Raw genomic sequence first — 23,729 nt, 5'->3', positions numbered from 1 at the left:
GTGCCGCGCGACTCCGCGGGTGGGTGGCCGGTGGAGGGCCACGGCGGGAGCCGGAATTGATCCTCCCCGGAAACGACCGGTGCTGAACCGGATAAGTAACGCGAAAATACGGTCGCCTTGTCAGGGGTGCCGACGGGCGGGCGGCACCGCCTTGGACGCCGTGCCCACCCGCCCCGCCGCGCGGCCGGGCCGGTCGCCCACCTTGGCGGTAAAGAGCGCGGGCCAGGGCATTACCCCGGCCGGGGAGCATAGTAGGGTACGTGAAACCGCGGTGGTCTAGACCGGTTCAGCGAGGGGGGCCCGTGAAGCGACCGACGATCGCCGACATCGCCAGGCAGGCGGGGGTCTCCAAGGGGGCGGTGTCGTACGCGCTCAACGGGCAGCCCGGCGTGTCGGCCTCCACCCGTGAGCGCATCCTGGCCATCGCCGAGGAGATCGGCTGGCGGCCCAACAGCGCCGCCCGCGCGCTGAACGGCGCCAGGGCCAACACCGTGGGGCTCGCCCTGTGCCGGCCCGCCCGCTTCCTCGGCGTCGAGCCGTTCTTCATGGGACTGATCAGCGGCATCGAGGGCGAGTTGGCCGCCCGGTCGTACGCCCTGATGCTCCAGGTGGTCGGGAACCACGACGAGGAGATGGCGGTCTACCGGCGCTGGTGGGGGGAGGGCCGCGTCGACGGCGCGATCCTGGTCGACCTGCACTTCTCCGACTCCCGGGTGACCGAGATGGAGTCGATGGGGATGCCGGTGGTGGTGCTCGGCCACCCGTCGGAGTCGGGGTCGCTGCTGCCGGTCTGGTCCGACGACGGCATCGCGGTCCGCGAGACCGTGGAGTACCTCGCCGCGCTCGGCCACCGGCGCGTCGCACGGGTGGCCGGCCTGCCCAAGCTCGTGCACACCGTGCTGCGCGACCAGGCGTTCGCCGAGGTCTGCGCGGATCTGGGGCTGACCGAGGCCCTCACCGTGCACACCGACTACACCGGCGAGGAGGGGGCGCGGGCGACCAGGAGGCTGCTCAGCTCGTCCTCCCGGCCCACCGCCGTCGTGTACGACAACGACATCATGGCGGTCGCCGGGCTGTCGGTGGCCCAGGAGATGCGGCTCACCGTGCCGGGCGACCTGTCGATCGTGGCCTGGGACGACTCGCCGCTGTCGCAGGTGGTCCGGCCGCCGCTGACCGCCCTGAGCCGTGACATCCCCGCGTACGGGGCGCACGCCGCGCGGCGGCTGCTGTCACTGATCGCGGGCGAGCGGGTGACGGGGTTCGAGGACCACGCGGCCCGGCTCACCCCGCGCGGAAGCACCGCTCCCCCACCCGCCTAGATCACGTCCAGCGGCCAAGGCCCCGGCCGCCGGAGCGGTCGGGGCCTTGGCGTGAAGCGGTCGGTCAGCGGCCGTAGCCGCGGCCGCCACCGGAGCGGTCGGTCGTGCCGGTGCCGGGACGGCCGCCGCGGAAGCCCGAGCCACGGGTGCCGGGGGCGCCGCGGTTCTCCGGACGGCGCTCGGGACGGGCGTCGGGGCGGAACTCGCCGCGCGGCCCGCCGGAGCGGTACCCCTCGGCCGGGCGCTGCGCCGGCAGGCCGCCGTCGCGTCGCTCGCCGCCCTCGGCGGAGCGGTCGTGGAACCGGCGCGGACGCCGGTCGCCGCCGCCGTGGCCGCCGCCCTCGCGGCGGGGGCGCTTGGCGGCCGGGGCGGAGGGCTCCCACACGGGGATCTCCACGCCGCTCGGCTGCTGGGCGCCGGCCACCTCGGCCAGACGCGGGTGACCCGGCGTGGCCCTGAGCCGGAACGGCTCGACGCCGGCGCGGCGGGTCATCGTCTCGGTGGCCCGGCGCTCGTTCGGCAGCACCAGGGTCATGACGGTGCCGCGCTCGCCGGCGCGGGCCGTACGGCCGCCGCGGTGCAGGTAGCTCTTGTGGTCCATCGGCGGGTCGACGTGCAGGACCAGGCTGACGTCGTCGACGTGGATGCCGCGGGCGGCGACGTCGGTGCAGACGAGCACGCCGATGGTGCCCTCGCGGAACTCGGCGAGGATGCGGGTGCGCTGGTTCTGCCGCTTGCCGCCGTGCAGGCCGCCGGCGCGGACGCCGACCCGGGCCAGCTGCTTGACCAGGCGGTCGACGCCGTGCTGGGTGCGCACGAACATGATCGTGCGGCCCTCGCGGTTGGCGATCTCCGCGGTGATGGCGAACTTGTCGTCCCGGGAGACCTGGAGCACGTGGTGCTCCATGGTGACCACCGAGGAGGTGGCCGGCTCCAGGGAGTGGGTCACCGGGTCCTTCAGGAAGCGGCGGACGAGCTTGTCGACGTCGCCGTCGAGGGTCGCGGAGAACAGCAGGCGCTGGCTGTCGGTGGGGGTCTGCTCGAGCAGCGCGCTGACCACGGGGAAGAAGCCGAGGTCGCACATGTGGTCGGCCTCGTCGATCACGGTCACCCTGACGTCCTCCAGCGAGCACTCGCCCTGCTGGATGAGGTCGGTGAGCCGGCCGGGGGTGGCGACGACGATCTCGACGCCGCGGCGCAGGGCCTCGATCTGGCGGCCCATCGACATGCCGCCGACGACCGTCTTCATGCGCAGGTACAGGCCGCGGCCGAGGGGCTCGAGCGCGTCGGTGACCTGCATGGCCAGCTCGCGGGTGGGCACCAGCACGATGGCCAGCGGGCGGCGCGGGGCGGCCTTGGTGCCGGAGACCAGCGTCATGGCCGGCAGGCCGAAGGCCAGGGTCTTGCCGGAGCCGGTCTGGCCGCGGCCGAGGACGTGGCGGCCCGCGAGGATGTCGGGGATGGTGGCCCGCTGGATCGGGAAGGGGCTGGCGATGCCCTGGCGGGCGAGGCCGGTCACCAGGGGCTTGGGCAGGCCGAGCAGGGAGAACTCCGGCGGGCCGGCGGGGATCTCCTCCGCCGTCGCGGCCACCTCGGTGGCGGGGCCCGTCTTGGTGGACACCGCCTGGTCGGGCAGCGCGGTCGGCGCCACCTCATCGTGCCCGGGCCCGGTCGGGGCGGCGGCGGGCATGGCGGCGTTAATGCTGGTCACGATTTGTCGTGCCTTTCGATCGAAGGACATGGCACGTCACTTCTGCGAAAGGACGAGCCGGGGCGTACGGCATGGGCCGTACTCGAACACGTGGGCGTCCGGGGGGACGCCGAGTGGTGCGTTTCACGCGATATCGCGGGCACCACTCATCATGGGCGAGATGGAGTCTAACCCAACCTGGTCAGGCCGCGATCAAGCGGGTGCGGCCCGCGCCTGGCGATCAAGCCTCCGGCGTGGCCGTACCACGGTCAAGCAAGGGCCGGGAGAGACGCCCGTGTGAACGTCACGCGCAGGACCCGGCGGTCGAGCATCGTCCCGGAGATGACCGGGACATTCGTCGATCAGACGTTGAAGCCGAGCATGCGAAGCTGCTCGCGCCCCTCGTCAGTGATCTTGTCAGGCCCCCACGGGGGAAGCCAGACCCAGTTGATCTTAACGTCGGAGACCATGCCCTCCAGAGCGGAGTGCGCCTGTTCCTCGATGACATCGGTCAGCGGGCAGGCCGCACTGGTCAGCGTCATGTCGAGGGTCGCGACCGGCGCCGCGCCAGAATCTCCGGCGTCAAGATTCACACCATACACCAAGCCGAGGTCAACCACGTTGATTCCCAGCTCGGGGTCCACGACGTCCTTGAGGGCTTCGAGGACCTCGTCCAGCGTCGTCACCCCGTCGAACCCGGTGGGGGTCTCCACAGGCTTGCTCACGCGGCCTCCTGGCCTCTCAGCACTCCGGCCGTGCGTCGGGCACGGCCACCGTCGTCGGCTCGGTCATGTTCGCTCACGCCGAGCTCCTCACCACTGCGTCCTTGTAGGCCATCCAGGCGAGCAGGGCGCACTTCACCCTGGCCGGGTACTTGGCCACGCCGGCGAACGCCACGGCGTCACCGAGGACGTCCTCGTCCGCCTCCACCTGGCCACGGCCCTGCATGAGCCGGGTGAACTCGTCCACGACCGCCAGGGACTGGCTCACGGTCGAGCCGGTCGTCAGTTCGTGGAGCACCGACGCGGCGGCCTGGCTGATCGAACAGCCCTGGCCGTCGTAGGAGACGTCTTCGACCTTACCGCCATCACCCAGTTTCACCCGCATCGTCACCTCGTCGCCGCAGGTCGGGTTCACGTGGTGGACCTCGGCGTCGTAGGGCTCGCGCAGGCCGCGGCCCTGCGGATGCTTGTAGTGCTCCAGGATCAGCTCCTGGTAGAGCGACTCGGCGATCATGTCTATCCGAACACCTTCTGGACGTGGTGGAGGCCGCGGACCAGTGCGTCGATCTCGTCCGTGGTGTTGTACAGGTAGAAAGACGCCCGCGTGGTCGCCGGTATTCCGAAGCGGAGGTGCAGCGGCCGGGCGCAGTGGTGCCCGACCCGTACCGCGACGCCGAACCGGTCGTCAAGGATCTGCCCCACATCGTGGGGGTGGATGCCCGGGATCGTGAACGAAAGTGTGCCACCGCGCTCCTCGGCCGTCTCCGGGCCGATGATCCGCAGGCCGGGGACCTCTCCGAGCGCCTGGAGGCCGTAGACGGTGAGGTCGTGCTCATGTTGCATCACGTCGGCCATGCCGATGCCCGTGAGGTAGTCCACGGCCGCGCCGAGGCCGATCGCCTCGACGATCGGCGGCGTGCCCGCCTCGAACTTGTGCGGCACCGGGGCGTAGGTCGAGCGGTCCATCCAGACCGCCTCGATCATCTCGCCGCCGCCGAGGAACGGCGGCATGGCCTCCAGCAGCTCGCGGCGGCCCCACAGCACGCCGATGCCGGACGGGCCGACCATCTTGTGCCCGGTGAAGGCCACGAAGTCCACGCCGAGCGCGGCCACGTCGACCGCGCGGTGGGGCACCGACTGCGAGGCGTCGAGCATCATCAGCGCGCCTGTCTGGCGCGCCCGCGCGAGCACCTCGGCGACCGGGTTGACCGTGCCGAGGACGTTGGACTGGTGGACGATCGACACGATCTTGGTGCGCTCGTTGAGCAGCTCGTCCAGGCCGGACAGGTCCAGGCGGCCCTCGTCGGTGACGGGGAACCAGCGCAGGGTCGCGCCGGTGCGCTGGGCGAGGAGCTGCCAGGGCACGATGTTGGAGTGGTGCTCCATCTCCGAGACGAGGATCTCGTCGCCGGGGCCGAGGCGGAACCGCTCGTCGGTGCCGGTCGGGTTGCCGAACGCGTAGGCCACCAGGTTGATCGCCTCGGTGGCGTTCTTGGTGAAGATCACTTCGTCGCGGTCCGGCGCCCCGACGAAGGCGGCCACCTTGTCGCGGGCGCCCTCGTAGGCCTCGGTCGACTCGCTGCCGAGCACGTGCAGGGCGCGGCCGACGTTGCTGTAGTGCTGCTCGAGGTGGTCACGCATGGTGTTGATCACCAAGGAGGGCTTCTGCGAGGAGTTGCCCGAGTCGAGGTAGACCAGCGGCCTGTCGCCGGGCAGCTCGCGGGAGAGGATCGGGAAGTCCTTCCTGATCCTCTCCACGTCGAACATGCTGTGGGTCATGCATTCGCCTTCGTGTAATGCTCGTAGCCCTCGGCCTCGAGCTTGTCGGCGAGCTCGGGCCCGCCCTCTTCGACGATCCGCCCGGCCGAGAAGACGTGGACGAAGTCCGGCTTCACGTAGCGCAGGATGCGGGTGTAGTGGGTGATCAGCAGCACGCCGGTGTCGCCGCCCGCGCCGAACCGGTTGACGCCCTCGGACACGACGCGCAGCGCGTCGACGTCGAGGCCGGAGTCGGTCTCGTCGAGGATGGCGATCTTCGGCTTGAGCAGCTCCAGCTGCAGGATCTCGTGGCGCTTCTTCTCGCCGCCGGAGAAGCCCTCGTTGAGGTTGCGCGTGGCGAAGGCGGCGTCGATGGCCAGGGCGTCCATGCCCGCCTTGAGCTCCTTGGTGAAGACGCGCAGCTTGGGCGCCTCACCGCGCACGGCCGTCACGGCGCTGCGCAGGAAGTTCGACACCGACACGCCGGGGACCTCGACGGGGTACTGCATGGCGAGGAACAGCCCGGCGCGGGCGCGCTCGTCGACGGTCAGCGCCAGCACGTCCTCGCCGTCGAGGGTCACCGTGCCGGAGGTGATGGTGTATTTCGGGTGACCGGCGATCGCGTACGCCAGCGTCGACTTGCCGGAGCCGTTCGGCCCCATGAGGGCATGGGTCTCCCCCGCGCTGACGGTCAGATCGACTCCGCGCAGGATCTCCTTGTCCTCCACGGAGACATGCAGGTCACGAATTTCCAGGGTGGACACTTAAGACTCCCCATTTTCGGCATTGTCGGCGCTGTCCAGCGAGACGAACACGTCGTCGCCTTCGAGCTTCACTCGGTAGACCGGGACGGGCCTGACCGCCGGCGGACCGGTCGGCTTGCCCGTGCGGATGTCGAAGCACGAGCCGTGCAGCCAGCACTCCAGCGTCTCGTCGTACACGTCGCCCTCGCTCAGCCGTACCTCGGCGTGCGAACAGACGTCGTGCAGGGCGAACACCTCGCCGTCCTTGCGGACCAGCGCGACCGGCTTGCCCTCGACCTCGACCCCCGCGACGCCACCGTCGGGGATGTCGGACAGAGAACAGACATTCACGAACGTCATCGCGCGAGCTCCGCCTCCACCGCCGCGAGCACCCGGTCGCGGATCTCCTGGACCTCGATCTTCTCGATCAGCTGGGCGAAGTAGCCTCTGATCACCAGGCGGCGCGCCTCCTCGTAGGGGATGCCCCTGGCCTGGAGGTAGAAGATGTGCTCGTCGTCCATGCGGCCGGACGCCGAGGCGTGGCCGGCGCCGGCGACCTCGCCGGTGAGGATCTCGAGGTTCGGCACCGAGTCGGCGCGGGCGCCGTCGGTGAGGATGAGGTTGCGGTTCAGCTCGTAGGTGTCGGTGCCGGTGGCCTCGACGCGGATGATCACGTCGCCGATCCACACGGCGTGCGCCTGGTCGCCCTGGAGGGCGCCGCGGTAGTCGACGTTGCTCCGGCAGTCGGGCACGGTGTGGTCGACGAGCAGGCGGTGCTCGATGTGCTGGCCGGCGTCCACGAAGTACAGGCCGCTCAGGTCGGCGTCGCCGCCGCGCCCGGTGTAGGACACCGAGGGCGACAGGCGCACGAGGTCGCCGCCCATGGTGACCACGAAGCTCTTGAACGTGGCGTCGCGCCCGAGGTGGGCGTGGTGCTGGGAGACGTGCACGGCGTCGGGCGCCCAGTCCTGGAGGCTGACGACCTTGAGGGTCGCCCCGTCGCCCACGACGAACTCGACGTTGTCGGCGTAGATCGCGCTGCCCTGGTGGTCCAGTACGACCACGGCCTCGGCGAGCGGCTCCAGCGCGATCACGATGTGGCCGTAGGCGGCGCCGTCCCCCTCGCCGCGCAGGTTGACGACGGTGGCCCTGGAGGCCACGGCCTCCTTCGGCACCGTGATCACGGTGGCCTTCTCGAAGGAGGTGAACGCCTGGACGCTCACCCGGTCGGTCGGGGTGTAGGCCTTGCCGATGCGGGCGTCGTCGCGCGCGACGGTCTCGACGGAGACCTCCGGGGGGGCGTCCACGTGGACCACGACGTTGCCGGAGAGCGGCGCGGTGCCGTCGTGCAGGCCGCGCAGCCGCGACAGCGGGGTGAACCGCCACATCTCCTCGCGACCGGTGGGCACGGGGAAGTCCTCCAGCTTGAAGGAGGACTTCCCGCGCAGGGTCGAAAGAGGCTTGGAGTCGAGACCCATCGTCAGCCCACCGCTCCTTCCATCTGCAGCTCGATCAGGCGGTTCAGCTCCAGGGCGTACTCCATCGGCAGCTCGCGCGCGATGGGCTCGACGAAGCCGCGCACGATCATCGCCATGGCCTCGTCCTCGTTGAGGCCCCGGCTCATGAGGTAGAACAGCTGCGCGTCGGAGACCTTGGAGACCGTGGCCTCGTGCCCCATGGAGACGTCGTCCTCGCGGACGTCGACGTAGGGGTAGGTGTCGGAGCGGCTGATCTGGTCGATGAGCAGCGCGTCGCACTTGACGGTCGAGGCCGAGCCGTGGGCGCCCTCCTCGATCTGCACCAGGCCGCGGTAGGAGGTGCGCCCGCCGCCGCGTGCGACCGACTTGGAGATGATCGTCGAGGAGGTGTGCGGCGCGAGGTGCACCATCTTGGCGCCGGCGTCCTGGTGCTGGCCCTCGCCGGCGAATGCGACGCTCAGCGTCTCGCCCTTGGCGTGCTCGCCCATGAGGTAGACGGCGGGGTACTTCATCGTGACCTTGGAGCCGATGTTGCCGTCGATCCACTCCATGGTCGCGCCCTCGTACGCCACGGCGCGCTTGGTGACCAGGTTGTAGACGTTGTTCGACCAGTTCTGGATGGTCGTGTACCGGCAGCGGGCGTTCTTCTTCACGATGATCTCAACGACCGCGCTGTGCAGCGAGTCGGAGGAGTAGATCGGCGCGGTGCAGCCCTCGACGTAGTGGACGTAGGAGCCCTCGTCGACGATGATCAGCGTCCGCTCGAACTGGCCCATGTTCTCGGTGTTGATCCGGAAGTAGGCCTGGAGCGGGATCTCGACCTGGATGTTCGGGGGCACGTAGATGAACGAGCCGCCCGACCACACCGAGCTGTTGAGCGAGGCGAACTTGTTGTCGCCCACCGGGATGACCGACCCGAAGTACTCCTTGAACAGCTCGGGGTGCTCCTTGAGACCGGTGTCGGTGTCGAGGAAGATCACGCCCTTCTCCTCGAGGTCCTCACGGATCTTGTGGTAGACGACCTCGGACTCGTACTGGGCGGCGACGCCGGCGATCAGCCGCTGCTTCTCCGCCTCGGGGATGCCGAGCCTGTCGTAGGTGTTCTTGATGTCCTCGGGAAGCTCGTCCCAGGAGGCGGCCTGCTTCTCGGTGGAGCGGACGAAGTACTTGATGTTGTCGAAGTCGATGCCGGAGAGGTCGGATCCCCAGTTCGGCATGGGCTTCTTCCCGAACAGCCTCAGGCCCTTCAGGCGCAGGTCGAGCATCCACTCCGGCTCGTTCTTCAACGCGGAGATGTTGCGCACGACGTCCTCGGACAGGCCGCGGCGCGCCGTGGCGCCCGCCGCGTCCGAGTCGGCCCAGCCGAACTTGTAATTCCCGAGGCCGTCAAGCTCCGGGCGGTCGGTGACAGTCACCTTCCGGTCTCCTTGCTCTCGATCGCTTTGCGCGAAGTGCTCATGGTCACGCCGGAGCTCTCTGACGTGTCGGTTCTCATATTCACGCCGCTGCTCTGTGACGTGTCGGCGATCGCGCTCCGCCGGGGGTTCACCGGTGCGTTTCTCTGTGTCGCCAGGGCGCGCGGGCTCACGTGGGTCGTGCACACCCCGTCGCCGTGGGCGATGGTCGCCAGGCGCTGGACCGGCGTGCCGAGCAGCTCGCCGAACGCCTCCGTCTCGGCCTCGCACAGCTGCGGGAACTCCGCGGCGACGTGCGCGACCGGGCAGTGGTGCTGGCAGAGCTGGTCCCCGCCGGACTTGGCCTGGGTGGCCGAGGCGGCGTAGCCGTCGGTCGTGAGCGCCTCGGCCAGCACGCGGACCCGCTGGTCGGCGGGCACCTCGCGCATCGCGGGCGCGAGCCGGCGCACCAGGGCGCTCACCTGTGACCTGGCGAAATCGGCGACCGCCTCCTCGCCCACGCGCTCGGCCAGGAAGCGCAGCGCGCTCCCCGCGAGCCCGTCGTAGGCGTGCACGAAGGCGTTGCGCCCGGCGTCGGTGATCACGAACAGTTTGGCGGGCCGTCCACGACCCCGCTGCCCGCGTGGGCGCACCGTACGAGGCTCTATCATTTCTTCGGCGAGCAGCGTGTCGAGGTGCCGTCGCACCGCCGCCGGTGTCAGCCCGAGCCGCTCGCCCAGCGCGGCGGCGTTGATCGGGCCGTGTTCCAGGATCAGCCGAGCGACGCGCGCGCGGGTCCCGCGTTCGGCGCCCTTCTCGGCGTACGTCATCCCGGTCACGTTTTTCACAACATCAGTGTGCCGTAATTCCTTCCCATCAGACAACCTGATGTCCGCCTCGAACGGATGCAGTTAGTCACGCAGGTAAGGCTTACCTAACCTGCGGAAACGCCGAATCGGGGACGCGTTCGCATCAGCCCAGGCCGGGCACGCTTGACGGCATCGGAGAAGCGTGCTCGGGTCCGGCACCGGCCGCGCATGACCGGCGATGATGCCAACCCGTAAGGTCCCGGTTTTACTTCCCTAATTAGGGATTTTTGGGGTTATTGCGGCGAAAACCGCTCCCTGGGGATCGGCGAGGACCGCGTACCTTCCCATCGGGAGGTCCTGGGGCCGCTGGAGGATCTTGCCGCCCCGGTCCTCGGCCAGCGCCACCGTCACGTCGCAGTCGGCGACGGCGAAGAAGACCAGCCAGTGCGGCGGGTCGGGCAGAAAACGGTCGCCGGGCGGCCGCATCCCCGCCACGGGCCTGCCGTCCAGCAGCCACTCGGTGTACTCCCCGCCCGCCCCGTCACCGGCCGGGCGCGGGCTCCAGCCGAAGACCGCCGGGTAGAACGCCTGGGCGTCGGGGTCGTGGGAGTCCAGCGCGGTCCAGCACAGGGCCACCGGCTCGTTCACGATCCGGGCCCCGTAGTGCCCGCCGGGCTGCCACACCATGAAGACCGCGCCCGCCGGGTCCTTGAAGACCGCCATGGACCCCTCGCCGAAGATCTGGGCGGGCGTGACGACGACGCGCCCCCCGGCCAGCTCGACCCGCTCGGCCGCCGACTCGGCGTCATCGGTGGCGAAGTAGGTGTTCCACACCGAGGGGACGGCGTCGCCGAACGTCGGGCCGATCCCCGCCACCGGCTTGCCCCCCTGAGTGAACCGGCCGTACGCGCCCGCCTCGGGGCGCGGGTCGAACTCGGCCCGCCAGCCGAACAGCTCCTCGTAGAAGCCGGTCGAGGCGATCAGATCGGAGCTCGAAAGGTCCACCCAGCACGGCACGCCGGGCTTGTAACCGGTACGCGTGGGCATCCCGGGCCTCCTGTTCGGCGGGTGTTCGCGCCTCACGGCACGGAACATGGCCAGCGTCACACGCCCGAGGGCCCCCCGGCCCGACGGGCGCGCGGCTTGGCGGGAGGCGCCCTCAACCTTTACCGCCGCGCGGGACGGGGCCGTGGTCCGGCGCGGAGACCGGCGGTGACGGTCCCTAAACTCGTCAGCATGGACTCCCCAGCCGTCGCGCTCACCGATCTGGTCAAGCGATACGGCCGCACCGTGGCGATCGACGGCCTGACGCTGAGCGCGGGCCGCGGCGAGGTCACCGCCGTCCTCGGGCCGAACGGCGCCGGGAAGACCTCCACGGTCGAGATCTGCGAGGGGTTCAGGAGGGCCGACGCGGGCACGGTGCGCGTCCTCGGCCTCGACCCGGCGCGCCACGCCCGCGAGCTGCGCCCCCGCGTCGGGGTGATGCTCCAGTCGGGCGGGGTCCCCCCGGCCGCCCGCGCCGGCGAGTGGCTGCGCCTGGTCTCCCGCTTCCACGCCCGCCCGCTCGACCCGCCCGCCCTGCTCGACCGGCTCGGCCTCACCGACCACGCCCGCACGCCCTACCGGCGCCTCTCGGGGGGCCAGCAGCAGCGGCTGTCGCTGGCCGCCGCCGTCATCGGCCGCCCCGACCTGGTCTTCCTGGACGAGCCCACCGCCGGGCTCGACCCGCAGGCCAGGCACGCGTGCTGGGAGATCGTGCGGGAACTGCGCGCCCAGGGGGTGTCGACGGTGCTGACCACCCACCACATGGACGAGGCCGAGAAGCTCGCCGACAAGGTCGTCATCATCGACCGGGGGACGGTCGTGTCGCAGGGCAGCCCGCGGTCGCTCACCGGCGCCGAGCGGCAGCTCCGCTTCCGCGCGCGCCCCGGCCTCGACCTCGACGAGCTGCTCAACGCGCTCCCGGCGGGCAGCACCGCCAAGGAGTCGCCCAGCGGCCACTACGTCATCGAGGGCCACGTCGGCCCCGAGCTGCTCGGCACCGTCACCGCCTGGTGCGCGGCCGAGGGGGTCACCGCCGACGACCTGAGCGTCGAGCGCCGGACCCTGGAGGACGTGTTCCTGGAACTCACCGGAAGGGAACTCCGATGACCGCCGCCCTCGACTTCACCCCCTCGCCCGGGGCGGCGCCGCTGCCGCGCATGGTGCTCGCGCAGGCCGGCGCCGAAGTGCGGTCGGTGCTGCGCAACGGCGAACAGCTCCTGCTCACGCTGATCATCCCGATCCTGGTTCTGGTCGGCTTCTCGGCCGTCCCCCTGCTGGAGGTGCCGGGCAGGCGCGTCGACTTCGTCGCCCCCGGGGTGCTCGCGCTCGCGATCATGTCCACGGCCTTCACCGGCCAGGCCATCGGCACGGGGTTCGAACGCCGGTACGGGGTGCTGAAACGCCTCGGCGCCACCCCGCTGTCGCGGACGGGCCTGATGCTCGCCAAGACCCTAGCGGTGATCGCCGTGGAGGTGCTGCAGATCGCCGTCATCGCCGCCGTGGCGCTCGGGATGGGCTGGCGTCCCCAGGGGAACCCGCTGTGGGCCGCCCTGCTGGTGCTCGCCGGCACGGCCGCGTTCAGCGGGCTCGCCCTGCTGATGGCGGGCACCCTGCGCGCCGAGGCCACCCTGGCCGCCGCGAACCTCGTCTACCTGGTGCTGCTCGGCCTCGGCGGGGTGGTGGTCCCGCTGACGTCGTTCCCGCACGGGCTGCGCACGGTCGTGGAGCTGCTGCCGATCACCGCGCTGACCGGCGGGCTGCGCGAGGTGCTGGCGCACGGGAGCGGGCTGCCGGTCCGTGACCTGCTGGTCCTGCTCGCCTGGGCGGCCCTGACCCTCGGCCTCGCCTCCCGCGTCTTCCGCTGGGAATGAGCCGCCGCCTTCCCGGCGTTCCCGGCCGGGAAGGACGCCCCCGCCGGCCCCAGGAACCGGCGGTCCCCTCCCCCGACGCCCTTCCCCTTTCCCTTTCCCTTTCCCCCGATCGCACCCGCGTGTGCGAGGAACGTGAGCAGAACCGATGACCGTGCCGCAGCCGCCCGTGCCCGTCGCCGCGTCCGCGACGGGGTCGGCGGGTCCGTACCGCCCGGAGGGGTTCCGGCCGGGTGCCCTGGCGCGCGCGGCCGCCGGGGCCGTGCCGCCGTCAGGGCTGGTGGTGCTGGCGATCCTGTCGGTGCAGGTCGGCGCGGGGCTGGCCAAGAACCTGTTCACGCAGTTGCCGCCCAGCGCCGTGGTGTTCCTGCGCATCGCGACCGGCGCGGTGATCCTCGGCCTGGTGGCCCGGCCCCGGCTGCGCGGCCTGACCCGGCGTGACCTGGCCGTCGGTGCGGCGTTCGGCGTGACGCTCGGCGTGATGAACCTCTCGTTCTACGAGGCGCTCGCCCGGCTGCCGATGGGCATCTGCGTCACGATCGAGTTCCTCGGCCCGCTCGGGGTGGCGCTCGCGGCCTCGCGCCGCCGCAGGGACCTGCTGTGGGTCGTGCTGGCGGCCACCGGCATCGTCCTGCTGGCGCCGTGGGGCGGCGGCGACCTGAGCTGGTCGGGCATCGCCTTCTCGGCGCTGGCCGGGGCCTGCTGGGCGGGCTACATCCTGCTCTCGGCCGCCGCCGGCGGGCGGTTCCCCGGGACCACCGGGCTGTCGTTCGCCATGATCGTCGCGCTGGTCGTGATCGCGCCGCTCGGCATCGCCTCCGGTGGCGCCGGCCTGCTCAGCCCGGAGCTGATCCTGCTGGGCGCGGGCGTCGGCCTGCTGTCGTCGGTGATCCCCTACAGCCTGGAGCTGGAGGCCCTGCGCCGGATGCCCAAGCGGGTCTTCGGCATCCTGATGAGCCTGGAGCCGGCCGCCGCCGCGCTGGTCGGGCTGGTCGTCCTCGGCGAGCTGCTCGACCTGCGGGAGTGGGCGGCGATCGGCTGCGTGGTCGTCGCCTCCGCCGGCGCAACCCGCACCACCTGACCCGGCCCCACCCGTCCGGGGGCCCCGCGCCGGGGTGGGCTGGGTTCCGAGAATGGACTGTGGTCGAATGGCCGCATGAAGGTTCGGATCGGGATATCAGCCCCACCAGCCGACGGAGCCGGGCATTTCGCCGAGATCGTCGACCACGCCGAGTCGCTCGGCGTCGACTCGCTCTGGCTGTCGGAGATCGTCTACGGCCCGGCGGTCGAGCCCTTCGTCGGGATGGCCTACGCCCTGGCCCGGACGACACGGCTGAAAGTGGGCACCGGCGTCGCCATCCTGCCGGGCCGCCACCCCGTGCACGTCGCCAAGCAGCTCGCCTCGCTCGTCGCGCTGGCCCCCAAGCGGGTGCTGCCCGCGTTCGGCCTCCAGCCCGCCCGTACCCGGGAGAGGGACCTGTTCCCGGTGCCGGACGGTGCCAGGGGCGCGGTCTTCGACGAGTCGATGGAGCTGCTCAGGCTCCTGCTCGGCCAGGACGGGCCGGTCACGTTCAAGGGCCGCTTCCACAGCGTCGAGGATGCCGAGATCGGCCCGCGCCCGGCCAGGCCGCCCGACATCTGGCTCGGCGGGGCAGGCCCGATCGCCCTGCGGCGCGCCGGGCTGCTCGCGGACGGCTGGCTGGCGAGCTTCCTCACCCCCGAGGAGGCCGGGGCGGGCCGCGCGACGATCCAGGCGCACGCCGCCGACGCCGGGCGGGAGATCGAGCCCGACCACTTCGGCATCAGCCTCGCGGTCGCCGCGGCCGCCGTCCCCGACGAGATCGCCGCCGTCATCCTGCGCCGCCGGCCGGACGCCGACCCCGCCGAGCTGGTGCCCGTGGGCTGGGAGGCGGCCCGCGAGCTCATCGGGCGGTACGTCGCCGAGGGGATCACCAAGTTCGTCGTCCGCCCCGCCGGGCCCACCCCCCGTTTCGACACCTGGCTGGAGGACTTCGCCCGCGAACTGATGCCCCTGATGTCTGGAGAAGATGCGTGAGGACGCCGCCGACGCCGGCCGCTCCACCGCCACCCTGGACCGGGCGTCCTTGGCCTAGGTGGTGAACGCGGTGACGATCATTTCGCGCATCTCGGCAGTCGTCGCTCGCGCACTCGCGGATGCGCTCGGAGAACGGCCCGGACAACAGCTCGATCGTCTCCCGCGCCATCGCCGTTATATGACACCCCTTGGCACCCGCGACGACCCCACCGCGCCGTGGCGCCCCTGATCCAGCCGGTCGCGGGTGACGTCGGGTCGGTACCGTCCATCGACCCGGCGGCTCGCTCCGCTCATCGGTGGCGAACCGGACTCGGCCTGCTGGTCGCGGACCGGTCGCAGGCCCGGCGAGACACACGCCTTTAGTAGCCCAGGGTGAAACGGGCTTGGTGATGGGCCGGCTTTTCGATCTCGTCGGCGAACGCGGTGGCGAAGTCCGCACCTGAGATATCGGAATTTCCGTCGGCGCCGATGATGAGGACATCGGTTCCCAGGCGGAAGGTGCCGGTCTTCTTTCCGGGGTTGTGCGAGCCGAAGTTCCCGGGCGGGCTGAGGTAGAACCAGTCGACGATGGTGTCTGAGGCGTTCAGCGCGTCCAGTACGCGGGAATGGGCCTCGGCCTCGGCCTTGTACTCCTGCGGGAAGCCCGCGTCGATCACCCGCGGACCGCCTTCGGCGACCAGCAGGCTCGCGGCGCCGCCGACCACACCGAGACGCGCGCCGCCGGCCTCGGCCGCGCCCAGCAGCGCCGGAACGGCGGTCACCAGTTCGAGCCCGTCGCTTTGGCGGGGTCGGACGGCCACGACGATGGCGTCCGCTCCTGCCGCGGTTTCGGTGAGGAACGCAGAGTCGTAGAGGGATCCGGCCCGCACCTCGAGATGTTCCCTCGGGGCCATCTGTGTGGCGTTACGAGCGACGCCGACCACGTGGTGGCCGCGCTGGAGCAGTTCATCGGCGATATGGCCGCCGGCATAACCGGTGATGCCGAAAATGACGATCGTGGACATGGTTCTTCCTTTGCTGTGATCACTGGGTGGGCCTCGCCGGATGGCGGGAGTCAGGAGCCGGAGACGATGGCCTCGAACGCCGCGCTGTCGTAGATCAGCCGGCCGCTGGACACGCGCCCATCGGTGACGGTGAACCAACCGCCGGTGGTCAGCGGGCTCACACCGGCCGGACCTTGAAGCATGATTTCGTAGAGCGCCGCGACATTGTCGCCTTCCACGACCCACTGCGAGACCTCATGCCCGCGAACAATCCGCAGCAGGCCTTTGCCGAGCTGGAACAACTCGCCGGGGCCGCGCGCGCTGGCGAACGGCCCGGCCAAAGTGAAGTCCTGCGTGATGGTCTCGCGGGCGGCGTCGACGTCGCCCGAGTAGAAAGCGGCGAAGAAGCGTTCGACGACGGCCTGGGCGTGCATGGCGGTTCCTCCGGAAATCTGGATCTCGGTCGGGCGTTCCCGGCTCTGAGGAAGAGGCTAGGACGGGTCCAGGACAACTTCGGTCCTGGTCAGGGTGGGAGACTCGGGGTGTGATCGGTACCTCGGCCCGCCTGCTGCGACTCCTGTCGCTGCTGGCGGCGCGACCGTCGTGGACCTGCGGCGAACTGGCCGGACGGATGGAGGTCACCGACCGCACGGTGCGACGCGACATCGCCAAGCTGCGGGAGCTGGGATACGGCATCGAGTCCGACCCCGGGCCCTTCGGCGGCTACCGCCTTGGCCAGGGCACCCGGGCGCTGCCCCTGATCCTGGACGAGGAGGAGTCCCTGGCCGTGGCCGTCGCACTGCGCGAGGCCGCGCTCAGCGGCATCCTCGGAAGCGACCAGGCCGCGCTGTCGGCCCTGCTGAAACTGCAACAGGGCCTGCCGCGGCGGATCGCGGACCGGCTCAGCGCGATGGACGCCGCGTTCGTGCACACCTCCCGGTCCGACGAGCGGCACATCGCGCCCGGGATGCTGCTGGAACTGGCCACCCTGTGCCGTCGCAGTGAACGCACCCGTCTGTCGTACCGGACCCTGGGCGGGAAGGCCACCGTCCGGGACGTCGACCCCTACCGGCTCGTGCGCACCGGACATCGCTGGTACTTCGTCGCCCGCGACGTGACCAAAGGCGAGTGGCGCACGTTCCGGGCCGACCGGGTGACACAGGTCCAGCCGACCGGGCAGGTGGTGGACATCGCCGACCCACCCGACCCGGCTCTGCTGGTCGCGCGGGGTCTCACCAAAGGCGTGTACCCGCACACCATGACGATCCGGGTCCCGCTGCCCATGGATCGGGCGCTCCAGTTGGTCCCGCCCACGATCGGCACCCACCGCCCGGACGGCCCCGACGCCACCATCGTGGAGATCGGCGGCTCCACCGCCGACAGTCTCGCCCGATACCTGCTCGGCCTGGGTGTCCCGCTTCAGGTGCTGTCACCCGACGACGTACGGCAGGCACTGCTGCGCCGCACCCGGGAACTGTACGAAGGCAACGGAGGCGGTCAGCCCTGATAGACCGATGTCGGAGTGCCGCTACCACCCGCGCGGTGCCGGTTTCCGACCTTGGCCGCCGGCATGGGGTGGCTCGCGCCGGCCGCCGCCCGGTGCCAGGCGACCGTTTGCTGTCGGGCGCCGATCCGGTGCCGGGCGACCGTTCGGTGCCGCCGGTCACTCAGGGCGGTCGGCCCAGATTCCCCTGACGTGGTTGATGTGATGGTCCATGATCGCCCTGGCCGCGCCGGAGTCGCCGCGGACCAGGGCGTCCAGGAGGTCGAGGTGCTCGCGGGCCGAGTCGGCGAGCGTGCCGCGCTCGGACATGGTCCGCAGCCCGTACAGCCGGGCGCGGTAGCGCAGGTCGCGCGCGATCTCGACCAGGTGGCCGTTGCCCGCCAGGCCCAGCAGGTCCACGTGGAAACGCAGGTCGGCGTTGACGTAGGCGAGCAGGTCGCCGCGCTCGGCCGCCGACACGATCTCCTCGGCGATCGGGCGCAGCGGCGCGAAGTCGTCGGCGCGCGCGGCGTCGGCCAGGCGGGCGACGGTGGGGACCTCCAGGAGCTTGCGGATCTCGGTCAGCTCGTCCAGGTCGCGCTCCGACAGCTCGGTGACCCGGAAGCCCTTGTTGCGCACCGCCTCGACCAGGCCCTCCTTGGCCAGGTCGAGCATCGCCTCGCGCACCGGGGTGGCGGACACGCCGAACTGCGCGGCGAGCACCGGTGCGGAGTACACGACGCCGGGGCGCATCTCGGCGGCGACCAGCGCGTCACGAAGCGCCTGCGCCACCTGCTCGCGCAGGCTCTGGCGTCCGCTCATGACCGGCAGGTCGAGCCTGCCCTCCTCGCTCACACCCGGCCCCGCTCGGACCCGCTCGCCATGCCGGCACCCCTTCCCGGACTCATCGGCCCGTCCACGCGTCGTGGACGGCCACCGCCACCACCAAATCCTCCCAGGCCACGCCCACGCTCTTGAACACGCGAGGCCCGGGGCCCACCTCGACGGCGCCCGCCACCAGATCGGCGAGATCGCCGGCCAGATGGGCCGCGCCGACCAGGCCCGACCGGATGGCCATGACCACGTCACCGGCCTCCGCGAGGGCGGCGGGACGCGACTCGACGACCACGGTGGAACGGGCGACCAGGCCGCCGTCGATCTCGCGGGCGTCCGGCTCGTGCGACCCCATCGCGATCACCAGCGTCCCGGCGGCCACCAGCGCGCCGGGGAACAGCGGCTCCCTGGCGCTGGTGCAGCACGCGATCACGTCGGCGGACGCCACCGCCTCCTCCGCCGCTCCCCCTGCCGGAAGCGCCCGCGCGTCGAGCCCGAGCGCGGAGCAGCGGCCGGCGAAGGCCAGGGCACGTTCCCGGTCGCGGGCCACGACGGTGACCCGCTCGATCGGCAGTACGGCGCGGAGCGCCTCGACGTGGCCCCACGCCTGCGGGCCGGTGCCGAAGACGGTGAGCGCCCGCGCGCCGGGGCGTGCCAGCAGGCTCGCGGCGAGCGCCGAGACGGCCGGGGTGCGCAGCGTGGTGAGCGCGACGCCGTCCATCGCGGCGAGCGGGGTGAGGGTGGCGCCGTCGAGCAGCAGGTAGGTGCCCTGGATTCGCGGCAGCCCCCTGCCGGGGTTGGCGGGGGCGACGCTCGCCACCTTGACGCCGGCGTGGCGGCCGTGGGCGGCGGGCATCAGCAGCAACTGCCCGGCCGGCACGCCGACCACCGGGCGCGGCGGGACGTCCTCGGGGTCGAGCCCGGCGCGCAGCGCATCGGCGAGCGCCCGCACGGCCGCCTCCACCGGGACCAGCTCCCGCACCGCGTCCCCGCCGATGTACGGCAGCCCGGTCACCTCGGCGCCCCGCCCGTCGTGACGGCCCGTCCCGGAGGGCGGTGGCGGGGTCATCGGAGGGTGAATCCCGGGCCGACGGGGTCGCGCGGGTCCAGGGTGAAGCGGTGCTCGCCCGTGCGGTACGCCATCCCGGTGATCTCCGGGATCACCGCGCCGCCGCGCTCCTCGGCGACGCGGCCGGTGAACACGCTGCCGACGACGCTCTCGTGGACCAGCTCCCCGGTGAACCCGCCGGAGTGGAGCAGGGCGAGCCGGGCGGCCGTCCCCGACCCGCAGGGGGAACGATCCACCTCGCCGTCGGCGAACACGGTGACGTTGCGCTGCCGGCCAGGACCCAGCTCGTCGTAGAAGATCACCCCGTAGATGCCGGACAGCCGCTCGTCCTGGTGGTGCCGGGCGGCAGGGTGGCCGGCGAGCGACGCCTTGATCGAGCGGCCGAGCGCGATCAGCGCGGTCAGGTGCCGGGGCTCCACGGCGAGCCCGAAGGCGGCGGCCGGGACCGAGGCGTACATCGCCCCGCCGTAGGCGACGTCCACCGGGACCTCAAACGAGGAGCCGCCCGCCACGGCCGTCACCGGGACGTCGCGCGCGGTCACGTAGGAGGGCACGTTGCGGAACGTCACCGACTCGGTCGTCCCGCCCCGGCGGCGGACGCGCGCGGTGACCCGTCCCGAGGGCACGTCCACGACCACGTCGGTGTCCCCGTCGGCGTCCGCGGCGACCAGGCCGGACTCCACCGCGTGGACGCCGAGCGCGATCGTGCCGTGGCCGCAGGCGGTGGAGTAGCCGTCCTTGTGCCAGAACAGCGCCCCGAGGTGGGCGCCGCCGTCGTCGGGCGGGACGACGAAGCAGCCGTACATGTCGGCGTGGCCGCGCGGCTCGTGGCAGAGCAGGCGGCGCACCCGGTCGATCGCGGGGTCCGAGGCGTTCTCCCGCCGGCGTGCCACCGTGTCCCCGGGGATCTCCGGCACCCCCGCCGTGACGATGCGGAACGGCTCGCCGCCGGTGTGGTAGTCGACCGTGCGCACCTCGGCGAGGGGACCGGCCTCCGTGTGCCACGCCGGGGAGGGCCCGGTCATCACAGGCCGCCCAGGTAGGCCTCGACGACCCGGGAGTCGCCCCGCAGGTCCCGGGCGGAGCCGCCGAGGACGCAGGCGCCGCTCTCGATCACGTACCCCCGGTGGGCGATCTTCAGGGCGGCCTTGGCGTTCTGCTCCACCAGCAGCACCGAGACGCCCTCGGCGTTCACCTCGCGGACGAGCTCCATGACCGAGGCGACCACCAGCGGCGCCAGGCCCATCGAGGGCTCGTCCAGGAGCAGCAGCCGGGGGCCGGAGACCAGGGCGCGGCCGATGGCGAGCATCTGCTGCTCGCCGCCGGACAGCGTGCCGCCCTGCTGCGTCCGCCGTTCGGCCAGGCGCGGCAGCAGGGAGTACACCCGGTCGACGCGCTTGCGGATCTCGGCCTGGTCGCGGACGAGGTACCCGCCGATCTGGAGGTTCTCGTGCACGGTCAGGGTGCTGAACACCCGGCGCCCCTCCGGGACGTGCACCAGGCCGGCCCGGACGATCGCCTCGGGCCTGGCCCTGGTGACGTCGGCGCCGTCGAAGACGATCTTCCCGGCGGTGGGGCGGACGAGGCCGGACACCGCCGACAGCGTGGTCGTCTTGCCGGCGCCGTTGTTGCCGAGCAGGGCGACGATCTCGCCCTCGCCGACGGTGAGCGACATCCCCCGCAGGGCGTGCACGCCGCCGTAGTGGACGTCCAGCGCCTCCACCTCAAGCGTCGCCATCGCCGCCACCGTCCCCGTCGTCCGCGCCACCCTTGCCGTCCGCGCCACCCTTGCCGTCCGTGTCGTCCGTGTCGTCCGTGTCGTCCGTGTCGTCCGTGTCGTCCTCGTCGTCCTCGTCGTCCCTGCCGAGGTAGGCCTCGATGACGGCGGGGTCGCGGCGGACGTCCTCGGGGCGGCCGTCGGCGATCTCGCGGCCGAAGTTGAGCACGACCACCCGCTCCGACACCTCCATGACCAGGCCCATGTCGTGCTCGATCAGCACGGTCGCGATGCCCAGTTCGCGGATCCGGCGGATCAGCGCGAGCATCTCGGCCTTCTCGCCGTGGTTGAGCCCGGCCGCCGGTTCGTCGAGCAGCAGCAGCGCGGGACGGCGGGCCAGCGCGCGGGCGATCTCCACCCGGCGCTGCTCCCCGTACGGCAGGGCGCGCGCCTCGCCGAACCGGTCGCCGCGCAGGCCGACGAAGTCCAGCCAGTGGTGGGCCTGCTCGGTGCACTCGCGCTCGGTGCGGCGGTAGCGCGGGGTGTGCAGCAGCGCGTCGACGAAGTTCTGCCTGAGCCACAGGTGGGCGCCGGCCCGGACGTTGTCCAGCACCGACATCTCGCCGAACAGCCGCAGGTTCTGGAAGGTCCGCGACACGCCGAGGCCCGCGATGCCGGACGGCCGCATGCCGGTGATCTCACGGCCCGACAGCAGGATCCGCCCGGCGGTCGGCCGGTAGAACCCGGTCACGCAGTTGAACGCGGAGGTCTTCCCGGCGCCGTTCGGCCCGATGACCGAGACGATCTCGGCCTCGCCGACCGTGAACGACAGGCCGTCGATGGCCAGCAGGCCGCCGAAGGAGAGCCGCAGGTCCTCGACCGACAGCAGGCTCATGAGCTCGCCTCCCGTGACCGGTGCGGCCACAACCCCTGCGGGCGGACCAGCATGACGATGATCAGCAGCACGCCGAAGGCGAAGAACCGGTAGCCGGCGAAGTCGCGCAGCACCTCGGGGAGCAGGCTGATGACGATGGCGCCGACGACGACGCCGGGGGTCGAGCCCATGCCGCCGAGCACCACGGCCATCAGCACCAGGGCGGACTGCAGGAACGTGAAACTGCCCGGGGAGATCGCCGAGAGCTGCCCGGCGAACAGCACCCCGGCCAGCCCGCCCCACACCGCGCCCGCGATGTAGGCGGCCAGCTTGATCTTGTAGGTGTGCACGCCCATGGCCTCGGCGGCGTCCTCGTCCTCGCGGACGAACCGCCAGGCCCGCCCGAGGCGGGACCTGCCGAGACGGGAGGCGCCGATCACCGCCACCGAGACGATCACGACAGTCAGGTAGTAGAACACGACCGGGCTGGTGGCCAGGCTGGGGATGCCGTAGATCCCCGAGGGGCCCCCGGTGACGTCCAGGTTGTTGGCCGTGATCCGGATGATCTCCCCGAAGCCCAGCGTGACGATGGCCAGGTAGTCGCTGCGCAGCCGCAGCGTCGGCGCGCCGATCACGACGCCCGCGATGACCGTGACCACGATGACGACGGGCACGGTCGCCAGCAGCGGCAGCCCGAGCCGGGTGCTGAGCACGCCGCTGGTGTACGCGCCGACGGCGAAGAAGGCGACGTACCCGAGGTCGAGCAGGCCGCAGAAGCCGACCACCATGTTCAGCCCGGAGGCCAGCATCACGAAGATGGCCGCGCTGGTCATCACCGACAGCGCGTACGGCGTGGCGATCACGAACGGGGCGAGAAGGGCGAGGACCAGGCCCGCGAGCCCGGCCCACCTGCTGTCCAGCAGCCGCGACGCCGCGCGGCCGAGCGCCGGCGCGCGCGTGGCGCCGGGGGCGGTCACACGCGCTCCGTCACGCGCTCGCCGAGCAGGCCGGTGGGCCGCACGGACAGGAACAGGATGAGCACCCCGAAGGCGAACACGTCACGCCATTCGCCGCCCAGCCAGAAGGTGCCGAAGGACTCCAGCAGGCCGAGCAGCAGGCCGCCCAGCATGGTGCCGGGGATGTTGCCGATGCCGCCGATGACCGCCGAGGTGAACGCCTTGAGCCCGATGAGGAACCCCATCAGGAAGTCGATCTTCCCGTAGTAGGCCCCGGCCATCACGCCGGCCGCGCCCGCGAGCGCGGAGCCGAGGAAGAACGTCCGCGAGATGACGGCGTTGACGTTGATCCCCATGAGCGCGCTGGTGCGCGGGTCGAGCGCGATGGCCCGCATGGCCCGGCCCTCGCGGGTGCGGGTGACCAGGAGGTTGAGCCCCACCATGAGGGCGACGGCCACGATGATGAGCGCGATCTGCTGCAGCGTGATCCGGGCGCCGAGGATCTCGGCGGAGGTGCCGCCGAGCCGGAGCGGGTACACCTGCGGGTCGGCGCCGGCGGCGGCCCGCATCCCGTACTCCAGCGTGAACGACGCGCCGACGGCGGTGATGAGCAGCGACAGCCGGGGCGCGTTGCGCAGCGGGCGGTAGGCGACGCGTTCGAGCAGGACGCCGGACAGGCCGGTGACGCCCATCGTGACCACCAGGACGCCGAGCAGCGCGGGCAGCGCCATGCCCGGCGAGATCCCGCCCACGGCGCCCAGGATGGCGAAGCCGGTGAACGCGCCGAGCATGTAGATGTCGCCGTGGGCGAAGTTGAGCAGCTTCATGATCCCGTAGACCATGCTGTAGCCCAGCGCCACCAGCGCGTAGAACGAGCCGACGAACAGCCCGTTCCAGATCAACTGTGACATGTCAGTTTTCCTTTGGAGCGG

General features: G+C 71.7%; 25 protein-coding genes. 6 read left to right on the top strand and 19 right to left on the bottom strand.

All coding sequences use genetic code 11. The features are described from left to right. Window positions 1-302 precede the first annotated feature (302 nt). Entirely contained in the window at window positions 303-1,319 is a 1,017-nt protein-coding gene (locus NYZ98_RS17595) for a LacI family DNA-binding transcriptional regulator (RefSeq protein ID WP_262843877.1), read from the top strand. A gap of 64 nt (window positions 1,320-1,383) precedes the next feature. On the opposite strand, the gene NYZ98_RS17590 is transcribed toward NYZ98_RS17595, so the two are convergent. The 10 genes from NYZ98_RS17590 to NYZ98_RS17545 all read right to left on the bottom strand — a co-directional run bounded on the left by NYZ98_RS17590 (window position 1,384) and on the right by NYZ98_RS17545 (window position 10,960). After that, window positions 1,384-3,030, bottom strand: a complete 1,647-nt coding sequence (locus tag NYZ98_RS17590; RefSeq protein WP_262843876.1) for a DEAD/DEAH box helicase — start codon at window positions 3,028-3,030, stop codon at window positions 1,384-1,386. Between the two features lie 341 nt (window positions 3,031-3,371). After that, window positions 3,372-3,734: a metal-sulfur cluster assembly factor gene (locus NYZ98_RS17585; protein ID WP_262843875.1), complete on the bottom strand. Its 363-nt coding sequence runs from the start codon at window positions 3,732-3,734 to the stop codon at window positions 3,372-3,374. 73 nt (window positions 3,735-3,807) lie between these two features. Continuing rightward, window positions 3,808-4,245, bottom strand: coding sequence for a Fe-S cluster assembly sulfur transfer protein SufU (gene sufU / locus NYZ98_RS17580; protein WP_262843874.1), 438 nt, complete (start codon window positions 4,243-4,245; stop codon window positions 3,808-3,810). A 2-nt stretch (window positions 4,246-4,247) separates the two neighbouring features. Next, on the bottom strand, window positions 4,248-5,510 hold the full coding sequence (locus NYZ98_RS17575) for a cysteine desulfurase (RefSeq protein WP_262843873.1): 1,263 nt from the start codon (window positions 5,508-5,510) through the stop codon (window positions 4,248-4,250). Continuing rightward, window positions 5,507-6,253: a Fe-S cluster assembly ATPase SufC gene (gene sufC / locus NYZ98_RS17570; RefSeq protein ID WP_262843872.1), complete on the bottom strand. Its 747-nt coding sequence runs from the start codon at window positions 6,251-6,253 to the stop codon at window positions 5,507-5,509. The genes NYZ98_RS17575 and sufC overlap by 4 nt, the downstream gene beginning before the upstream one ends. Further along, window positions 6,254-6,592 carry a non-heme iron oxygenase ferredoxin subunit gene (locus NYZ98_RS17565; RefSeq protein WP_262843871.1) on the bottom strand — a complete coding sequence of 113 codons (339 nt, stop codon included), beginning with the start codon at window positions 6,590-6,592 and terminating at the stop codon, window positions 6,254-6,256. Beyond that, a complete protein-coding gene (sufD, locus tag NYZ98_RS17560) occupies window positions 6,589-7,710 on the bottom strand; it encodes a Fe-S cluster assembly protein SufD (protein ID WP_262843870.1) in 1,122 nt (373 codons plus the stop codon). Before sufD ends, NYZ98_RS17565 begins: the two co-directional genes overlap by 4 nt. Before the next feature lie 2 nt (window positions 7,711-7,712). Further along, on the bottom strand, window positions 7,713-9,125 hold the full coding sequence (gene sufB / locus NYZ98_RS17555; RefSeq protein ID WP_262843869.1) for a Fe-S cluster assembly protein SufB: 1,413 nt from the start codon (window positions 9,123-9,125) through the stop codon (window positions 7,713-7,715). Further along, the gene (locus NYZ98_RS17550) at window positions 9,122-9,934 is read right to left on the bottom strand and encodes a helix-turn-helix transcriptional regulator (protein WP_262843898.1); all 813 of its coding nucleotides are present in this window, start codon (window positions 9,932-9,934) and stop codon (window positions 9,122-9,124) included. The genes sufB and NYZ98_RS17550 overlap by 4 nt, the downstream gene beginning before the upstream one ends. A 252-nt stretch (window positions 9,935-10,186) precedes the next feature. Then, a complete protein-coding gene (locus tag NYZ98_RS17545; protein WP_262843868.1) occupies window positions 10,187-10,960 on the bottom strand; it encodes a VOC family protein in 774 nt (257 codons plus the stop codon). Between the two features lie 189 nt (window positions 10,961-11,149). Here NYZ98_RS17545 and NYZ98_RS17540 point away from each other — a divergent pair, with 189 nt between their 5' ends. From NYZ98_RS17540 to NYZ98_RS17525, 4 genes are all read left to right on the top strand, one after another. After that, window positions 11,150-12,064 (top strand): ABC transporter ATP-binding protein, encoded by a 915-nt coding sequence (locus NYZ98_RS17540; protein WP_262843867.1) that lies wholly within the window; start codon window positions 11,150-11,152, stop codon window positions 12,062-12,064. Then, window positions 12,061-12,828: an ABC transporter permease gene (locus tag NYZ98_RS17535; RefSeq protein ID WP_262843866.1), complete on the top strand. Its 768-nt coding sequence runs from the start codon at window positions 12,061-12,063 to the stop codon at window positions 12,826-12,828. The genes NYZ98_RS17540 and NYZ98_RS17535 overlap by 4 nt, the downstream gene beginning before the upstream one ends. Window positions 12,829-12,973: 145 nt before the next feature. Then, window positions 12,974-13,906: an EamA family transporter gene (locus NYZ98_RS17530; protein ID WP_262843865.1), complete on the top strand. Its 933-nt coding sequence runs from the start codon at window positions 12,974-12,976 to the stop codon at window positions 13,904-13,906. Window positions 13,907-13,981: 75 nt separating this feature from the next. Then, on the top strand, window positions 13,982-14,881 hold the full coding sequence (locus tag NYZ98_RS17525; protein ID WP_262843864.1) for a TIGR03854 family LLM class F420-dependent oxidoreductase: 900 nt from the start codon (window positions 13,982-13,984) through the stop codon (window positions 14,879-14,881). Between the two features lie 359 nt (window positions 14,882-15,240). Here the strand turns inward: NYZ98_RS17525 and NYZ98_RS17520 are convergent, their stop codons facing one another. Together NYZ98_RS17520 and NYZ98_RS17515 are read right to left on the bottom strand one after the other, a co-directional pair. Further along, a complete protein-coding gene (locus NYZ98_RS17520) occupies window positions 15,241-15,885 on the bottom strand; it encodes an NAD(P)-dependent oxidoreductase (protein WP_262843863.1) in 645 nt (214 codons plus the stop codon). A 50-nt stretch (window positions 15,886-15,935) separates the two neighbouring features. Next, window positions 15,936-16,298: a nuclear transport factor 2 family protein gene (locus tag NYZ98_RS17515; RefSeq protein ID WP_262843862.1), complete on the bottom strand. Its 363-nt coding sequence runs from the start codon at window positions 16,296-16,298 to the stop codon at window positions 15,936-15,938. A gap of 110 nt (window positions 16,299-16,408) precedes the next feature. On the opposite strand from NYZ98_RS17515, the gene NYZ98_RS17510 reads away from it, so the two are divergent. After that, window positions 16,409-17,371 (top strand): helix-turn-helix transcriptional regulator, encoded by a 963-nt coding sequence (locus NYZ98_RS17510; protein WP_262843861.1) that lies wholly within the window; start codon window positions 16,409-16,411, stop codon window positions 17,369-17,371. A gap of 156 nt (window positions 17,372-17,527) precedes the next feature. Here NYZ98_RS17510 and NYZ98_RS17505 read toward each other — a convergent pair whose 3' ends face one another. The 7 genes from NYZ98_RS17505 to NYZ98_RS17475 are packed head-to-tail and all read right to left on the bottom strand — an operon-like array spanning window position 17,528 to window position 23,708. Further along, on the bottom strand, window positions 17,528-18,202 hold the full coding sequence (locus tag NYZ98_RS17505; protein WP_262843860.1) for a GntR family transcriptional regulator: 675 nt from the start codon (window positions 18,200-18,202) through the stop codon (window positions 17,528-17,530). Window positions 18,203-18,251: 49 nt separating this feature from the next. Further along, a complete protein-coding gene (locus tag NYZ98_RS17500; protein ID WP_262843859.1) occupies window positions 18,252-19,250 on the bottom strand; it encodes an ornithine cyclodeaminase family protein in 999 nt (332 codons plus the stop codon). Continuing rightward, on the bottom strand, window positions 19,247-20,275 hold the full coding sequence (locus tag NYZ98_RS17495; RefSeq protein ID WP_262843858.1) for a proline racemase family protein: 1,029 nt from the start codon (window positions 20,273-20,275) through the stop codon (window positions 19,247-19,249). Before NYZ98_RS17495 ends, NYZ98_RS17500 begins: the two co-directional genes overlap by 4 nt. Next, entirely contained in the window at window positions 20,275-20,988 is a 714-nt protein-coding gene (locus tag NYZ98_RS17490) for an ABC transporter ATP-binding protein (RefSeq protein ID WP_262843857.1), read from the bottom strand. The genes NYZ98_RS17495 and NYZ98_RS17490 overlap by 1 nt, the downstream gene beginning before the upstream one ends. Further along, complete coding sequence (locus NYZ98_RS17485; RefSeq protein WP_262843856.1) at window positions 20,975-21,862, bottom strand: ABC transporter ATP-binding protein; 888 nt, start codon at window positions 21,860-21,862, stop codon at window positions 20,975-20,977. Before NYZ98_RS17485 ends, NYZ98_RS17490 begins: the two co-directional genes overlap by 14 nt. Continuing rightward, a complete protein-coding gene (locus NYZ98_RS17480) occupies window positions 21,859-22,818 on the bottom strand; it encodes a branched-chain amino acid ABC transporter permease (RefSeq protein WP_262843855.1) in 960 nt (319 codons plus the stop codon). Before NYZ98_RS17480 ends, NYZ98_RS17485 begins: the two co-directional genes overlap by 4 nt. Beyond that, window positions 22,815-23,708, bottom strand: a complete 894-nt coding sequence (locus NYZ98_RS17475) for a branched-chain amino acid ABC transporter permease (protein WP_262843854.1) — start codon at window positions 23,706-23,708, stop codon at window positions 22,815-22,817. The genes NYZ98_RS17480 and NYZ98_RS17475 overlap by 4 nt, the downstream gene beginning before the upstream one ends. Window positions 23,709-23,729: the final 21 nt, after the last annotated feature.

The organism is Sphaerisporangium corydalis (genome assembly GCF_025506355.1).
Lineage (GTDB): Bacteria > Actinomycetota > Actinomycetes > Streptosporangiales > Streptosporangiaceae > Sphaerisporangium > Sphaerisporangium corydalis.
Note: the sequence above shows the minus strand (reverse complement) of the source record. Positions and strands in the feature narration are given on the sequence as shown.

Excerpts from the sequence above, each read along its gene's own strand:
- NYZ98_RS17500 (WP_262843859.1), bottom strand. The coding sequence starts at position 19,250 with ATGACCCCGCCACCGCCCTCCGGGACGGGCCGTCACGACGGGCGGGGC.
- NYZ98_RS17485 (WP_262843856.1), bottom strand. The coding sequence starts at position 21,862 with ATGAGCCTGCTGTCGGTCGAGGACCTGCGGCTCTCCTTCGGCGGCCTG.
- NYZ98_RS17530 (WP_262843865.1), top strand. The coding sequence starts at position 12,974 with ATGACCGTGCCGCAGCCGCCCGTGCCCGTCGCCGCGTCCGCGACGGGG.
- NYZ98_RS17515 (WP_262843862.1), bottom strand. The coding sequence starts at position 16,298 with ATGCACGCCCAGGCCGTCGTCGAACGCTTCTTCGCCGCTTTCTACTCG.
- sufD (WP_262843870.1), bottom strand. The coding sequence starts at position 7,710 with ATGGGTCTCGACTCCAAGCCTCTTTCGACCCTGCGCGGGAAGTCCTCC.
- NYZ98_RS17540 (WP_262843867.1), top strand. The coding sequence starts at position 11,150 with ATGGACTCCCCAGCCGTCGCGCTCACCGATCTGGTCAAGCGATACGGC.
- NYZ98_RS17575 (WP_262843873.1), bottom strand. The coding sequence starts at position 5,510 with ATGACCCACAGCATGTTCGACGTGGAGAGGATCAGGAAGGACTTCCCG.
- NYZ98_RS17475 (WP_262843854.1), bottom strand. The coding sequence starts at position 23,708 with ATGTCACAGTTGATCTGGAACGGGCTGTTCGTCGGCTCGTTCTACGCG.
- NYZ98_RS17545 (WP_262843868.1), bottom strand. The coding sequence starts at position 10,960 with ATGCCCACGCGTACCGGTTACAAGCCCGGCGTGCCGTGCTGGGTGGAC.
- NYZ98_RS17495 (WP_262843858.1), bottom strand. The coding sequence starts at position 20,275 with ATGACCGGGCCCTCCCCGGCGTGGCACACGGAGGCCGGTCCCCTCGCC.
- NYZ98_RS17565 (WP_262843871.1), bottom strand. The coding sequence starts at position 6,592 with ATGACGTTCGTGAATGTCTGTTCTCTGTCCGACATCCCCGACGGTGGC.
- sufU (WP_262843874.1), bottom strand. The coding sequence starts at position 4,245 with ATGATCGCCGAGTCGCTCTACCAGGAGCTGATCCTGGAGCACTACAAG.
- NYZ98_RS17520 (WP_262843863.1), bottom strand. The coding sequence starts at position 15,885 with ATGTCCACGATCGTCATTTTCGGCATCACCGGTTATGCCGGCGGCCAT.
- NYZ98_RS17550 (WP_262843898.1), bottom strand. The coding sequence starts at position 9,934 with ATGACGTACGCCGAGAAGGGCGCCGAACGCGGGACCCGCGCGCGCGTC.
- NYZ98_RS17490 (WP_262843857.1), bottom strand. The coding sequence starts at position 20,988 with ATGGCGACGCTTGAGGTGGAGGCGCTGGACGTCCACTACGGCGGCGTG.
- NYZ98_RS17535 (WP_262843866.1), top strand. The coding sequence starts at position 12,061 with ATGACCGCCGCCCTCGACTTCACCCCCTCGCCCGGGGCGGCGCCGCTG.
- NYZ98_RS17525 (WP_262843864.1), top strand. The coding sequence starts at position 13,982 with ATGAAGGTTCGGATCGGGATATCAGCCCCACCAGCCGACGGAGCCGGG.